We start from the raw sequence: 13,558 nt of genomic DNA on the forward strand, positions 1-13,558 counted from the left end.
TCAGCGCGTCGCGCCGAGTGCCACGCGCAAACGCTCCATCAGCTGCGTGTAATGCCGCAGCACGTCGTCCTTCGGCACGACGTTCGTCGTCGAGAAGCGCTCGGACCACGCCGGCTTCCATTCATACGAGCCGTGCACGCTGCGATCGCCGTCGGGTGCCTGGATCAGCGACCGGATCCGCGCGTCGCGGCCCGGACCCGTATGCATGTCGAACAGCGCGTGGATATAGGCGTGATACGCGTCGTACACGTCGTCGTCGAACAGGTATCGGTAGATGTGGAACGTGCGGTCGAGTTCGCGCTTCGCACGGATCACGTCGTCCGGCGAGATGTCCTTCCAGTAGCCGATCCACGTGTAGAAACACAGCAGCGCGTTGAGCTGCGGCGCAACCGCGTCGTACAGCGCGAGCCGTTTCTCGATCAGCCGCTGGTTGGTCCACTGCACGAGCTCGAGCCGCTTCAGCCGCCGTGCGACGAGCCAGCCGAGGCAGGCCACCGACAGCGGCGTCAGCACGCCGAGCACGAGCTTGACGATTTCCAGCGAATTCCACGGGTTGTTGACTGGCTGCATGGGTGGCCCGACAAGAAGAAACGCATCTGCATCGACGCATGGCCCGGCGCGCAGCGCCGTCTGCCCGATCGCGTCGACATAGACCGTTAGTTGCTTGCACATCGAACGCCGCGCGGCGTTCGATTCACGTGATTCGTCAGTGTATCGGGCAATTGTCGCGTGGCGATGACCGTTCGTCGACGCATCGCCATGCGCCGGCAACGCTAGGTCGGCAGCGCCGACGTGAGCTTGACCTTCTGCATCGGGATGTCGGTCTTCACGCTCAACACGCCGGGAATGCGCGTCAGGTATTCCATCTGGAAGCGCCGGTAGTCGTCGATGTCGGCCGCGACGACGCGCAGCAGGAAATCGCAGTCGCCCGCCATCAGGTGACATTCGACGACTTCCGGCATCTGCTGGACGGCGTCGGCGAAACGGTTCACGGATTCCGCGTCCTGCCCCTTCAGCCACACGCGCGTGAAGATCGTCAGCCCCTTGCCGACCTTCGCAGGGTTCAGCACGGCCACGTATTTCTCGATCACGCCCGCTTCCTCGAGCAGCCGCACGCGCCGCAGGCACGGCGACGGCGACAGCCCGACTTCCTGCGCGAGCTCCACGTTCTGCATGCGGCCGTCGCGCTGCAGCGCGCTCAGGATCCGCCGGTCGATAGCATCCAGCTTCATTGGCATCCGATTCCAGGAAATTCTCAAATTACACGTTCAATGCCAAATTCTCCGAAAAACATAGCGACAACGCAACCCGATTCGAGTCAAAAAAGCAGACAATTCCTCCCCCGAAGGAGGAGTAATGAGCAGTAGCGTTTCAACGTCGTCCGGGCTTCGCGACAAGCCCGCGTATCTCGCCGAGATGGGTCGCGGATTGCGCGCGGCGCTGCCCGTCATGCTCGGTTTCGTGCCGTTCGCGCTGGTGCTGGGCGCGCAGGCCGCGCAGAAAGGGCTGAGCCTGTTCGAGGTGCCGATGATGACGGGCCTGAACTTCGGCGGCGGGTCCGAATTCGCGGCGATCCATCTGTGGACGTCGCCGCCGCATATCGCGCTGATCGTCGCGATGTCGTTCCTCGTGAATTCGCGGCACATCCTGATGGGCGCGGCGTTCGCGCACTATATCCGCCGCCTGCCGCGCCGCCGCGCGTTCGCGGCGCTGTTCTTCATGTGCGACGAGAGCTGGGCGATGTCGCTCGCCGATGCGAAGGCGCGCTCGGACAGCCACATCAGCGTGCCCTATTACGCGGGCATCTGCGCAGGGCTCTACCTGACCTGGATCTCGATGACCACGCTCGGCGCGGCGGCCGGCCCGACGATCGGCAACGTCGAGCAGTACGGCTTCGACATGGCGTTCACGGCCGTGTTTCTGGTGCTGCTGCGCGGCATGTGGAAAGGGATGCGCGCGAGCCGGCCGTGGTTCGTGAGTCTCGTCGTCGCGGCGGCCACGCATCTGGCCGTGCCGGGCGCGTGGTATGTCGCGGCCGGCGCGTGCGCGGGGCTGATCGCGACGCTGCTGTGGCAACCGGAGCCGCGCGATGCCTGATTTCGCTACCGTCGCGACCATCGTGCTGATGGCGTCGACGACCTACCTGTCGCGCGTGCTCGGCTACGTGATGCTGCGCAACCGCACGCTGAGCCCGCGAATGGCGGCCGTGATGGAAAACGTGCCCGGCTGCGTGCTGATCTCGGTGATCGCGCCGGCCTTCGTGTCGACGCGCCCGGCCGACCTGCTCGCGCTCGGCATCACGCTGCTCGCGGCCACGCGCCTGTCGATCCTGCCGACCGTGATCGTCGGCGTCGCGTCGGCCGGCCTGCTCCGGCATCTGCTCGGATAACGCGATGCAGCCCCGCCGCGATGCGCCGCCCGGGCCGGCGCGCGCGGCACACCGATCGACCGACGGGCGCGCAATGCGCCCGTTTTCGCCTGCGCACCGACGGCGCGGGACGACACGCGACACGACACGATGCTAGCCTTGCGGGCATAGGCCACGATACAGATTTGTCACTGCCCCACTTCGCGAGGATCGTCCCGATGCAAGAAACCCGCCCGCTGTTCGACCGCGTCCTGCTCACCAACGACGACGGCTTCGACGCCCCCGGCCTGCAGATACTCGAACAGGTTGCCGCGCAGCTCGCGCGTGAAGTGTGGATCGTCGCGCCGGCCGAGGACCAGAGCGGCACGTCGCATTCGCTGAGCCTGCACGAGCCTTTGCGTGTACATAACAAGGGCGAGCGCCGCTTCGCGGTGCGCGGCACGCCCGGCGACTGCGTCGCGATCGCGGTCAGCCACCTGATGAAGGACGCGCGCCCCGACGTCGTGCTGTCCGGCGTGAATCGCGGCGCGAATCTCGGCACCGAAACGGTGTTCTCGGGCACCGTCGGCGCCGCGATGACGAGCATGCTGCTCGGCGTGCCGGCGATCGCACTGAGCCAGGCCTTCACCGACCGCCACGCAGTGCCGTGGAACACCGCGCTCACCCATGCGCCCGACGTGATCCGCCGGCTCGTCGCGGCCGGCTGGGACCGCGACGCGTGCCTCAATGTGAACTTCCCCGCGTGCGCCGCGCAGGACGTGCGCGGCCTGAAGCCGACGAACCAGGGCGCGGGCACGCTGCAGGGTGTCGAGATCGTGTCGGGCCGCGATCCGCGCGAAATCGACTATTACTGGCTGAAGCTCGCGCGCGCGCCGCACGACGATGCGCCGGAGTCGGAAACGGTCGCGCTCGGCGAAGGGTATGTCGCCGTCACGCCGCTGAAGTTCGAGCGCACGCATGACGACGCGCTCGCGCAGCTGCGTTCGAAGCTCGGTTGATGCGCCGTTCGGCACGCGCTCGCCGATGAAGCGCGGCGGCGCCGCGCGTTTCGCGATGCCGTGATGTCGGCCGCATGCAGGCAGGCACTCGGGATCGCGGAACCCCGGCTTGCCGGCCCGCGCGACGTCACGTCAGGTTCAATCCGCCGTCGAGCATCACGATCTCGCCCGTCATATAGTCGGACGCGACGAGCATCGCGACCGTTTGCGCGATATCGTCCGGCGTCGCCGCGCGGCGCATCGGTGCGTGCTCGCGCCACAGCCGCTGCGCGTCGGTCCAGTCGGCCGTCAGCGGCGTATCGACCAGCCCCGGCGCGACCGCGTTGACGCGAATCGCCGGCGCGAGCGTGCGCGCAAGCAGCCGCGTCGCGTGATTGAGCGCAGCCTTCGCGGCCGCATACGGAATCGACGCACCCTTCGGCCGCACGCCCGCATGCGAGCTGACGTTCACGACGCAGCCGGGCCGCCCGCGCGACGCGGCGTCGCGCAATGCGGCTTCCGCTGCCGCGACGAGCCGGAACGGCGCGATCACGTTGATCTCGTGCATCTCCCGCCAGACGTCGGGCGTTGCGGCCGCGAGATCGTCGTGCGGAATCACGCGGCTGATCCCCGCGTTGTTGACCAGCACGTCGAGTCGCCCGTGCACGGCGATCGCGTCGCGGATCAGCCGCACGCGCTGGGCGTCGTCGGCCAGATCGGCCTGCACGTAGGCTGCGTCGCCCAGCTCACGCGCCATTGCCCGACCGGTGCCGACCGAGCTTCGCGAATGCAGGATCACCGCGTAGCCGTCGGCGGACAAACGCCGCGCAATGGCCGCGCCGATGCCCGACGTCGAGCCCGTCACCAGCGCGACCGGGCGCGCGTGGCCGCCGTTCATGCAGCGCCCGGCGCGGGCAGGTCGACGTACGCCTCGAGCTTTCCGGCCACATACAGCCGCTTGCCGCTTCTCGGGTATTCGCACACGTCGTGTTCGAGCCGCTGGCCGACGACGATCAGCTCCAGCGGCACGTCGCCGGTGTTCTGCAGCGTGTGCGCATCGCCGCGCCGCGCGAAGCCGAGGAAATCGCCGGGTCCGACCGCGTGGCTGCGCTCGCCGATCGTCACGGTCCCCGTGCCGGACAGCACGTACACGCATTCCTCCTCGTACAGATGCCGGTGATATTCGGCGGACTCGTGGCCGGGCATCAGCGTGATCAGGTGAAAACCGAGCTGCGTGAGGCCGGTCAGGTCGCCGAGCGGTTTCCTGAGACGCACCGCATTCGCGTTCAGCGGATGCACGGCGCGGTCCGGTTCGAGCTTCGCGATATCGGCGGCCTTCAGCAATTCCCTGGGTTGGGTCGACATGGGAGTTCTCGCAAGATTGACTACGGTATCGATCGAACACATCGCCCGCGCGCGGACGTCGGCCATGCCGACGCGGCGCGTCAGCGGATCAGCTGGCGGATGCCGAGCCCGACGATCAGCACGCCGCATACGCGGTCGGCCCAGCGCTTCGCGCGGCGATACGCGGACGCGATCGCCGCGTGCGACAGCACGAGCGCGACCAGCCCGTACCAGCTCGCGGCCGTCACGCCGACCGTCGCGAGCATCGCGAAGAAAGTCGCGGACGAAACATGGGCCGGCGCGGCCGACGAAAACACGGCCGCGAAGAATGCGATGGACTTGGGATTCGCGAGATTGGTCGCCACGCCCTGCAGAAACGCGGCCCGCCCGCCGGCGGACCGGGCGTCCGGCGCGCCGGCGGCGGTGACCGCGCCCGACGACAGCAGCAGCCGCATGCCGAACCAGATGAGGTAGCCCGCGCCGGCGACACGCACGATCATCGCGAGCCACGGAAACAGCGCAAACACGAAGCCGATGCCGAGGATCGCGCAACTCGCCCAGAACAGGTTGACGGTGACGACGCCGCCGACGAGCGCCAGCGCATCGGCGCGCGTGCCCGAGGCGGCCCGATGCGCGACCGCGACGAAGTTCGGGCCCGGCGACACGACACCGGCGACATAAACGGAAAAAACCGTGGCAACTGCGGCTGAGTCGACCATTCGGGCAGGCCTTTGCGTGGGGCAGACAGGGGACGGATCGGCGCGCCGCGAACGGCGTGCCGGCTATTGTCCGATATTTTCGTGCGCGGCGCGACGCGATCGGGCGCGACCGGTTCGGCCCGCGATCGCCTGTCCGGCCGCCTGCCCGTCAGCGCACACGCAGTGCCGTCAGCAGCGCGATGAGGCGATCGACATGTTCGTCGCCGGTGCGCCACGACGACACGCTGATCCGGAACGCGGGCCGCCCTTGCCACACGGTCGGGCCGAACCACACGTCGCCCGACGCCTGCGCGGCCTCGAGAATCGCGACGGTCTCGTCGTCGGTGCCGGCGCGCACCAGCACCTGGTTCAGCACGACGCGGTTCAGCACGTCGTAGCCGGCCGCGCGCAGGCCGTCGGCGATCCGCGCCGCCTGCGCGCAGTGCCGGTCGACCATCGTCGCCACGCCGGCGCGGCCGAGCGTGCGCAGCGCGGCCCACACGGGGATCCCGCGCGCGCGCCGCGAGAATTCGAGGTTCAGGTTCTTCTGCGCATCCTGCGCGCCGCTCAGATACACGGCGTCGCTGTTCATCGCGGTCGCCAGCGCAGCCGCGTCGCGACAGATCACCATCGCGCCGTCGTACGGCGTGTTGAGCCACTTGTGGCCGTCGGTGGTCCAGCTGTCCGCGTCGTCGATGCCTTCGGTCAGCGCGCGCTTCGACGACGCGCGCGCCCACAGGCCGAACGCACCGTCCACGTGCACCCATGCGCCGGCCGCCTTCGCGCGCGGCACCAGCGCGGCGAACGGATCGAATTCGCCGGTATTCACCTCGCCGGCCTGCATGCAGAAGATCGTCAGGTCGTCGAGCGGCGGCATGCGTGCGGGATCGATCCGACCGTGCGCGTCGACCGGCGCGACGACGATGCGCTTCAGCCCGAAGCCGAGCACGCGCAACGCCTTCCTGACCGTGATGTGCGCCAGCTCGGAGATCACGACCTTCACTTCCGGCGCGCCGACCAAGCCGTCCTCGTCGACATCCCAGCCCTTGCGCGCGAGCAGCGCGCGCCGCGCGGCGACGAGCGCGACCAGCGTGCAGGCGGTCGCGCTCGTGCCGAAGCCGACCGCGCTGTCGGCCGGCAGCGCGAGCGCGTCGACGATCCAGCGCGCGGCCTGGCGCTCGATCGTCGCGGCCACCGGCGAGTTCGCGAACGACGACGCGCACTGGTCCCACGCGAGCATCAGCCGTTCGGCCGCGGCCGCCGCCGGCAGCGCGGCGCCGATCACGAAGCCGAAATAGTTCGGCCCGTTCGACGCGACGGTCGCGGGCGAGCCGCGCTCGTCGAGCAGACGCAGCATGTCGTCGGCCGGACGGCCGTCGTCCGGCAGCGGCTCGTCGAAGGCGGCAAGGCCCGCCAGCGCGGCCGCGTCGGGAAACGCGCGGCGACGGTCCGTCGCGGCGAGGTACGCGTGTGCGCGCCGGTCGGCGTCGGCAAGCAGTGCAGATTCGTCCATGTCGTTGGCCTCGGCAGGGGTCAGAGTTGCGAGAGATCGCGGCCCAGCCGCTTCAGCGCGGCGTCGATCCGCTTGTAGTACGTGAACTTGCCGACGCGCGTCGCGCGCACCAGCCCCGCGTCCGCGAGGATGCGCATGTGGCGCGTGGTCGTCGCCGGCGCGATGCCGAGCTTCTCGGTGATGTACGTGCAGCACACGCCGAGTTCGTCGATATCGCCATGCGGCTGCGGCGGGAAATGCTTGCTCGGCTGCTTGAGCCAGCGCATCACGGCCAGACGGCTTTCGTTGGCCAGTGCGCTGATGCGGGTGACGTCGTCCATGGTTCGGCCTCACATAACGTTTCGAATATTAGCTAAATGACGAAACGTGGACAAGTGGATCGGAGCACGGTTTCGCGCGGTCATACCGTTCAGTCGATGAAGGCAACTGCCGAAGCGCAGGATTCGACGCTGCTGCATCGGCGCCCGCGATGCGGTCTCGTCGATGCGGCGTGGACGGGCCGCGCTCTCGCCGTCGGCGGCGCGCGGTTCAGGTCGCGGCCAGCGCCTGCGCCAGCCTGTCGATCAGTACACGCACGCGGCGCGGCTGCACGGCGCTCCCCGGATAGACGATCTGCAGATCCACGTCGCCCGGCGAGAACGCACGCAGGATCTCGACGAGCGCACCGGACGCCAGATCCTGTTCGACGTCGATCAGCGACTTCAGCGCGACGCCATGCCCCGCGATGCACCACGCACGCACGAGCGCACCGTCGTTGGCGATGCGGCGGCCGCGCACCGTCACGCGCCTCGGCTCGCCGTCGATCAGAAACGGCCATTCCGCATAGGGCGACTGGCCGAAGCGCATCACGATGCAATCGTGCGCGGCGAGGTCGTCCGGATGCCGCGGCGTGCCGTGCGCGGCGAGATACGCGGGCGACGCGCACACCACGCGCCGCGAACGGCCGAGCGAGCGGCTGCGCAGCGCGCTGTCGGCCAGCGTGCCGCGCCGGATCGCGAAATCGAGTCCCTGCCCGACGAGATCGACGAAGCCGTCGCCGAGATGCAGGTCGACCGTCACGGCCGGATGCTCGGCAAGGAACGCGTCGACGACGGGCACCACGCGTTCGCGGCCGAGATCGGCCGGCGCGCTCAGGCGCACGGGGCCCGACAGCGTCTGTACGCCGAGCCGCACGCGGCTTTCCAGTTCGTCGGCTTCGGCGAGCAGCCGCCGCGCCCCGGCGACGAGCGTGCGGCCTTCGTCGGTCAGGCTGATCGCGCGCGTCGTGCGCGTGAGCAGCGCCGCGCCGTAGTAGCGCTCCAGCGCGGCGAGCCGCTCCGATACGGTGCCCGGCGACAGGCCGACCTCGCGGCCGGCCGCGGCCAGCCCGCCCTTTTCCACGATGCGCAGGAACAGCGCGAGGTTGTCGAGCAGCATTCTTCGCCTCTTCCGAATGATATTTTCGAAGTCAGCCCAATTATCCGAGATATCCGGAAGCGATACAGTGGCTCGGACGATTGTTCTCGCGCGCGGCTTGCCGGCGCTTCGATCACCTACTCAAGGAAATCCGCGATGGAATACCGCACCCTCGGCCGCTCCGGCCTCCAGGTTCCCGTGCTGAGCTTCGGGGCAGGCACATTCGGCGGCACCGGCCCGCTGTTCAGCGCGTGGGGCAACACGGGCGTCGACGAAGCGCGACGCCTGGTCGACATCTGCCTCGAAGCCGGCGTGAACCTGTTCGACACGGCCGACGTGTATTCGGACGGCGAGTCCGAACGCGTACTCGGCGCCGCGATCAAGGGACGGCGCGACAGGGTGCTGATCTCGACGAAGACGGGCCTGCCGACCGGCGACGGCCCGAACGACGCGGGCACGTCGCGCGCACGACTGGTGCGCGCCGTCGACGACGCGCTGCGCCGCCTCGGCACCGACTACATCGATCTGCTGCAGTTGCATGCGTTCGATGCGGCGACGCCGGTCGAGGAAGTGATGTCGACGCTCGACGCTCTCGTGCACGCGGGCAAGCTGCGCTATATCGGCGTGTCGAACTTCGCGGGCTGGCAGATCATGAAGTCGCTTGCGGCGGCCGACCGGCACGGCTGGTCGCGCTACGTCGCGAACCAGGTCTACTACTCGCTCGTCGGCCGCGACTACGAGTGGGACCTGATGCCGCTCGGCGCGGACCAGGGCCTCGGCGCGCTGGTCTGGAGCCCGCTCGGCTGGGGGCGGCTGACCGGCAAGATCCGCCGCGACGCGCCGCTACCCACCGGCAGCCGGCTGCATGAAACGGCCGCCTACGGGCCGCCGGTGGACGACGAGCGCCTGTACGACATCGTCGACGTGCTCGACGGGATCGCCGAAGAAACCGGCAAGACCGTGCCGCAGATCGCGCTGAACTGGCTGCTGCAGCGGCCGACCGTGTCGTCGGTGATCGTCGGCGCGCGCAACGAGGAACAGCTGCGCCAGAACCTCGGCGCGGCGGGCTGGGCGCTGACCGACGCGCAGATTGCGAAGCTCGATGCGGCGAGTGCGGTGGAAGCGCCGTATCCGTACTTTCCGTACCGCAGGCAGGAGGCTTTCGCGCGGCGCAATCCGCCGATGCGGGGGTGAAGCTGACGGCGCGCATCCGGATGCGTTACCGGAAAATGAAGGATGCGCCTTCAACGAGCCACTCGATTTCCCGAGTGTGAAGCGAGCAAGACCCTGATAGCTCAGTCCCACGGATTGACGATGGCAACACCGGTCTCGACGAAGTCGGCCACGTTGCGCGTCACCACGGTCATGCCGTGGACGAGCGCCGTCGCCGCAATGAGCGCATCCCGCTCGGATCGCCGATCCGGCACATGCAGCCGTGCACAGCGCTGAGCGACCGCGGTGTCGACCGGTAATACGCGCCCCGAGAACTCGGGCATCACGTGACCATCGAGCCATGCCCTGAGAAGCGCCCCTTGCGTCGAGTCGCGACGCTCCATCTGCAAGACGCCGGTTTCCAGTTCCATGATCGTGATGGCCGAGACAAAAAGCGCGGACGCGTCGACGGTTGAACTCCAGGCGGCCAGATTCCTGTCCGCCTTGCCCGTTCGAACCTTCCGGAGTTCCGAAACGACGTTGGTATCAAGAACGAACATCATCAAAAATCAACCTGCCTGATCTTGATGTCCACGCGCGGCGGATCAAACTCGATGTCCTCCACACCGGGCATCGCAAGCGAATCGGCAATGTTGCGCCGCTGCCGCGTGAGACGCTGATACTCCTCGAAACTCAACAGCACATGGGCAGGCCTGCCGCGATCCGTAATGAACACCGGACCGTCTTTCGTCGCTTTTTTTGCCTTGGTCACGTCCTGGTTGAGTTCCCGGCTCGAAAGAGTGGTGATGGTCATGATCAACTCCTTCAATACATCAATGTAGGCATGTTACTACAAAAATGGACGCGGTACGACAAGTCGTCTTGGCCAAGCCATTTGCTGAATACGTTCGATCCGTTCTGCGCGGCCAACGCTTGTCCACCGCTCGACGTGTCACCCCACCACCCGCGCCTTGATCCACAGAAACAGCGGCACGCGCGACCACTGCCTCAGCTGATCGGTATCGGCATGATCCGGCAGCGGCTCGCGCAGCGACACGATCGCGAACCCGGCCGCCTCCAGCGCATTCATGTAGGCTTCCAGCGGCAGCGACCAGCCCGCGAAATGCATCGACAGCCCGTCGCGCGTCTCCACACCCTCGAAATGCTCGCGGCCGAAGTACGTGCCTTCCAGCACGAACGGCGCGTCGGGCTGCGGCCCCGCGAAGCGCCCGCGATCGCGGAACGGATGCACGAGCGATACGAACAGCGTCCCGTCCGGCTTCAGCACGCGACGCGCCTCGCGCAATGCGCGCGGCATGTCGTCGAGATCCATCAGCACGTTGTACGCCATCACGAGATCGAAACTGGCCGGATCGAACGGCAGCGATGCGGCGTCGGCGAGCGTGTAGCTGTGCGCGGAATCGGCGCGGCGTGCCGCATCGAGCATCGCGGGCACCGCGTCGCTCGCCGTCACGTCGTAGCCGAGCGCCTTCAGTTCGCGGCTCACGCGGCCTTCGCCGCAGCCGATCTCGAGTGCGCGTCCGGTGCCGCGGCCGATGTACGCGACGAGCCCGTCGCGGTATTTCCAGAACGCGTCGTGTCCCGGCTTGCCGGCCCAGTCGATCCATTGGTCGGCGACGTGCGCCCAGTGCGCGGTGATGGGTTTCGTGTCGGTCATGGAGGACTCCCGATCCGGGTTCGTGCGGGCTGCTCAGGATGCGCATGGTAAGCCGAAGCGGCGCGGCGCGTGAACGGGTTGCACGACAGCGCAGCGGCGACATCCGCATCCCGCCGGTTTGACTTCCCGCCGCAACGTCTTACAGTAGCCGGAAACGACGCATGACGCGCAACCGACGCCGAGGAACCGCGATGCCGATGCCCTTCGTTCCGTCCGATATTCCGTACCCGACCGTCGCGGCGGAAACGCGCATGGTGCACGACACTGCGACGCTGAAACCGCCGGACTACCGGCCCACGGACGGTTCGCCGTGGGTGATCGCCGATATTGCGCCCGCGCCGGACAGCGGTGCCAGCGTGTCGGGCGACACCTACTTCGATACCGCGAAACAGCGCACCGTACCGGTGCCCGATGCGCGCCGGCGCTATGCGAATCGCGGCACATGGACGCTCGTCGCGAGTTCGAGCCCGTCGGTGCCGTCGACGGGGCGCTACGACTGGCTGACGCTCGCATGGCCGAGCGCGATCCGGCGACCGATCCCGAATACGCCCGAGCATCTGTATTCGCCATTCATCCGCGGCGGCACGATCGTCTACCGGTGGCATCCGTCGGCCGACGGCGGCGAGCAATTCGGTGCGGTGCGCATGATTTTTCCCGAGTGGAAGCAGCCGGTCTCGGCCGTGCTTCGATCGGCTGCCGCCGACGATGCACGCACACCGTCAAGCAAACGCTCGCACGAATCGTCGCTCGATCGCGCCACGCACGACACGAATCCGATGGCCGCCGTGCTCGATTTCGGCGCTGCGCTGCGCGACGAACCTGCCGAACGGATCGTCGCGCGGCTGCCTGCGTTGCTGCGCGCGCACGACGCGCACGAAACGTCCGCCGTCGTGTTCCTGTGCCTGTCCGCAGCGCGCGAGGAAGACCGGCAGCACTTCGTCGAAGCGATCGACGCGTCGGTCGCCGACATCGACGATCCGGCGCGACTGCTCGCGATCGCCTACGGCGCGTTCGCCGCCGACCGGCTGCTGCCCCGGCCGTTGCGCGACGCCGCGCACATGGCCCGCATCAACGACGTATTTGCCGCGCTGAAACAGCGGACGTCGGCACTCGGCGTGCCGGTTGCCGAAGGCTCGCCGTGGTACGAATTCTTCACCGCGTACCGGCTCGGCGATGCGGCATCCGGAAACGGACCGTGATCGGTGTCCTGCGCGTTTCGTCCGGGGAACCCGCGTGCATGACGCGCGGTCGAAACGCCGCTACGCGACGGTAGACGATCTTCTACATCGACCGTCGATCCCGTCTCCCGCCATCTTCCAATCACGTCACGTCATGCGTTCCTCATGCTGAGCATCGGTCCCTTCTCGATTCGTGTCGTCGCGGTCGCCGCTGCCGCGCTGCTCGCGTGGCTCGTCGCCCGTTTCATACAGCGCCGGCCGCCCGACGGCCAGCACAAGACCGCGGCGAGCCTGATCCTCGACACGCTGCTGCTCGGCCTGATCGCCGCGCGCGTCGGCTATGTCGTTCGATGGTGGTCCGAATATGCGGCCGCGCCGCGCTCGATCGTCGCGCTCGGCGACGGCGGCTTCGACTGGCGCATCGGCCTCGCGGCCGGCATCGCGTTCGTCGGATGGCGGCTGCGCCGCCTGCCCGCGCTGCGTCGTCCGGCATTGGCCGGCATGCTGGCCGGCCTCGGCGCATGGGGCATCGCGCAGGGCACGCTCGCGACGCTGCAGCACCATGCGCCGCCACTCGCCGCGTTGCAGCTCGAAGCGCTCGATGCGACGCCGGTTGCGCCGCAGCGCTTCGCCGGCAAGCCGGTCGTGCTGAACCTGTGGGCAAGCTGGTGCGCGCCGTGCCGGCGCGAGATGCCGATTCTCGAGCAGGCCGGACGCGACCATCCGGATCTCGCGGTCGTGATGCTCAACCAGGGCGAAAACGCGCAGACGGTGCGCGCGTTTCTCGAACAGCAGGGCTTGCGCTTCGATCACGTGCTGCTCGATCCCGCGTTGCGCGCGATGCATGCGTACGGTTCGCGCGGGCTGCCGACGACGCTGTTCTTCGATGCGCAAGGCAACCTCGTCGAATCGCATATGGGCGAGCTGACCGCCGCACGGTTGAAGGATACGTTGAGCCAGCGCTTCGGTCGGTGAATGCCATCGATGGTCCGGCATCGCCGCTACAAGCTGCAAAACATTTCGCTGGAGCGGCTGATGCATGCGCTGGTATCGCTGGGCCAACATGTGGAAATCGTCGTGCAGCCCGCTGCGACGCGCACGCACGGCAGGCATCACGGTCGCGGCATGACGTCCGCGACCGGTCCGCTCGAAGCCCGCCGAATCGCTCCGACGCGCGACGCGCGGCTTACGGACGCGACAGCACCAGCACGCGCCCGCCGACGCGATAAAGCTTGAGCCAGCCCGTATCGGCCGT

The 13,558-nt window shown here is 68.1% G+C and carries 17 protein-coding genes and 1 pseudogene; 7 read left to right on the forward strand and 11 right to left on the reverse strand.

The features are described from left to right. Nucleotides 1–570, reverse strand: coding sequence for a hypothetical protein (locus BST28156_RS28055; RefSeq protein WP_060247321.1), 570 nt, complete (start codon nucleotides 568–570; stop codon nucleotides 1–3). 203 nt (nucleotides 571–773) lie between these two features. Further along, nucleotides 774–1,232: an Lrp/AsnC family transcriptional regulator gene (locus BST28156_RS28060; RefSeq protein ID WP_059455810.1), complete on the reverse strand. Its 459-nt coding sequence runs from the start codon at nucleotides 1,230–1,232 to the stop codon at nucleotides 774–776. Between the two features lie 124 nt (nucleotides 1,233–1,356). Here BST28156_RS28060 and BST28156_RS28065 point away from each other — a divergent pair, with 124 nt between their 5' ends. The 3 genes from BST28156_RS28065 (at nucleotide 1,357) to surE (ending at nucleotide 3,366) form a co-directional block, all read left to right on the forward strand. Further along, nucleotides 1,357–2,097 (forward strand): AzlC family ABC transporter permease, encoded by a 741-nt coding sequence (locus BST28156_RS28065; RefSeq protein ID WP_060247212.1) that lies wholly within the window; start codon nucleotides 1,357–1,359, stop codon nucleotides 2,095–2,097. Then, on the forward strand, nucleotides 2,090–2,389 hold the full coding sequence (locus BST28156_RS28070) for an AzlD family protein (protein ID WP_060247214.1): 300 nt from the start codon (nucleotides 2,090–2,092) through the stop codon (nucleotides 2,387–2,389). The genes BST28156_RS28065 and BST28156_RS28070 overlap by 8 nt, the downstream gene beginning before the upstream one ends. 197 nt (nucleotides 2,390–2,586) lie before the next feature. Next, nucleotides 2,587–3,366, forward strand: a complete 780-nt coding sequence (surE, locus tag BST28156_RS28075) for a 5'/3'-nucleotidase SurE (RefSeq protein ID WP_174903936.1) — start codon at nucleotides 2,587–2,589, stop codon at nucleotides 3,364–3,366. A gap of 127 nt (nucleotides 3,367–3,493) precedes the next feature. On the opposite strand, the gene BST28156_RS28080 is transcribed toward surE, so the two are convergent. The 6 genes from BST28156_RS28080 to BST28156_RS28105 form a co-directional block, all read right to left on the reverse strand. Further along, nucleotides 3,494–4,243, reverse strand: coding sequence for an SDR family NAD(P)-dependent oxidoreductase (locus tag BST28156_RS28080; RefSeq protein WP_174903937.1), 750 nt, complete (start codon nucleotides 4,241–4,243; stop codon nucleotides 3,494–3,496). Beyond that, the gene (locus BST28156_RS28085) at nucleotides 4,240–4,710 is read right to left on the reverse strand and encodes a cupin domain-containing protein (protein WP_174903938.1); all 471 of its coding nucleotides are present in this window, start codon (nucleotides 4,708–4,710) and stop codon (nucleotides 4,240–4,242) included. The genes BST28156_RS28080 and BST28156_RS28085 overlap by 4 nt, the downstream gene beginning before the upstream one ends. 80 nt (nucleotides 4,711–4,790) lie before the next feature. After that, the gene (locus BST28156_RS28090; RefSeq protein ID WP_174903939.1) at nucleotides 4,791–5,408 is read right to left on the reverse strand and encodes a LysE family transporter; all 618 of its coding nucleotides are present in this window, start codon (nucleotides 5,406–5,408) and stop codon (nucleotides 4,791–4,793) included. A gap of 148 nt (nucleotides 5,409–5,556) precedes the next feature. Continuing rightward, entirely contained in the window at nucleotides 5,557–6,900 is a 1,344-nt protein-coding gene (locus tag BST28156_RS28095; protein WP_174903940.1) for a pyridoxal phosphate-dependent decarboxylase family protein, read from the reverse strand. 20 nt (nucleotides 6,901–6,920) lie between these two features. After that, nucleotides 6,921–7,220 (reverse strand): ArsR/SmtB family transcription factor, encoded by a 300-nt coding sequence (locus BST28156_RS28100; protein WP_060247225.1) that lies wholly within the window; start codon nucleotides 7,218–7,220, stop codon nucleotides 6,921–6,923. Nucleotides 7,221–7,428: 208 nt separating this feature from the next. Beyond that, nucleotides 7,429–8,316, reverse strand: coding sequence for a LysR family transcriptional regulator (locus BST28156_RS28105; protein ID WP_174903941.1), 888 nt, complete (start codon nucleotides 8,314–8,316; stop codon nucleotides 7,429–7,431). A gap of 135 nt (nucleotides 8,317–8,451) precedes the next feature. Here BST28156_RS28105 and BST28156_RS28110 point away from each other — a divergent pair, with 135 nt between their 5' ends. Beyond that, nucleotides 8,452–9,489, forward strand: a complete 1,038-nt coding sequence (locus tag BST28156_RS28110) for an aldo/keto reductase (protein WP_174903942.1) — start codon at nucleotides 8,452–8,454, stop codon at nucleotides 9,487–9,489. A 101-nt stretch (nucleotides 9,490–9,590) separates the two neighbouring features. Here the strand turns inward: BST28156_RS28110 and BST28156_RS28115 are convergent, their stop codons facing one another. The 3 genes from BST28156_RS28115 to BST28156_RS28125 all read right to left on the reverse strand — a co-directional run bounded on the left by BST28156_RS28115 (nucleotide 9,591) and on the right by BST28156_RS28125 (nucleotide 11,125). Further along, on the reverse strand, nucleotides 9,591–10,010 hold the full coding sequence (locus BST28156_RS28115; RefSeq protein WP_174903943.1) for a type II toxin-antitoxin system VapC family toxin: 420 nt from the start codon (nucleotides 10,008–10,010) through the stop codon (nucleotides 9,591–9,593). After that, nucleotides 10,010–10,261 carry a type II toxin-antitoxin system Phd/YefM family antitoxin gene (locus tag BST28156_RS28120; RefSeq protein WP_174903944.1) on the reverse strand — a complete coding sequence of 84 codons (252 nt, stop codon included), beginning with the start codon at nucleotides 10,259–10,261 and terminating at the stop codon, nucleotides 10,010–10,012. Before BST28156_RS28120 ends, BST28156_RS28115 begins: the two co-directional genes overlap by 1 nt. Nucleotides 10,262–10,399: 138 nt before the next feature. Then, nucleotides 10,400–11,125, reverse strand: coding sequence for a class I SAM-dependent methyltransferase (locus BST28156_RS28125; RefSeq protein ID WP_174903945.1), 726 nt, complete (start codon nucleotides 11,123–11,125; stop codon nucleotides 10,400–10,402). Between the two features lie 251 nt (nucleotides 11,126–11,376). Between BST28156_RS28125 and BST28156_RS28130 the strand changes: the two genes are divergently transcribed. From BST28156_RS28130 to BST28156_RS28140, 3 genes and pseudogenes are all read left to right on the forward strand, one after another. Continuing rightward, a complete protein-coding gene (locus tag BST28156_RS28130) occupies nucleotides 11,377–12,324 on the forward strand; it encodes a hypothetical protein (protein ID WP_437341305.1) in 948 nt (315 codons plus the stop codon). Between the two features lie 144 nt (nucleotides 12,325–12,468). After that, nucleotides 12,469–13,278, forward strand: coding sequence for a TlpA family protein disulfide reductase (locus BST28156_RS28135; protein ID WP_174903946.1), 810 nt, complete (start codon nucleotides 12,469–12,471; stop codon nucleotides 13,276–13,278). Between the two features lie 18 nt (nucleotides 13,279–13,296). Beyond that, nucleotides 13,297–13,432 (forward strand): annotated as a pseudogene (locus BST28156_RS28140) (XRE family transcriptional regulator); the annotation flags it as partial. Nucleotides 13,433–13,558: the final 126 nt, after the last annotated feature.

Source organism: Burkholderia pseudomultivorans (genome assembly GCF_902499075.1).
Lineage (GTDB): Bacteria > Pseudomonadota > Gammaproteobacteria > Burkholderiales > Burkholderiaceae > Burkholderia > Burkholderia pseudomultivorans.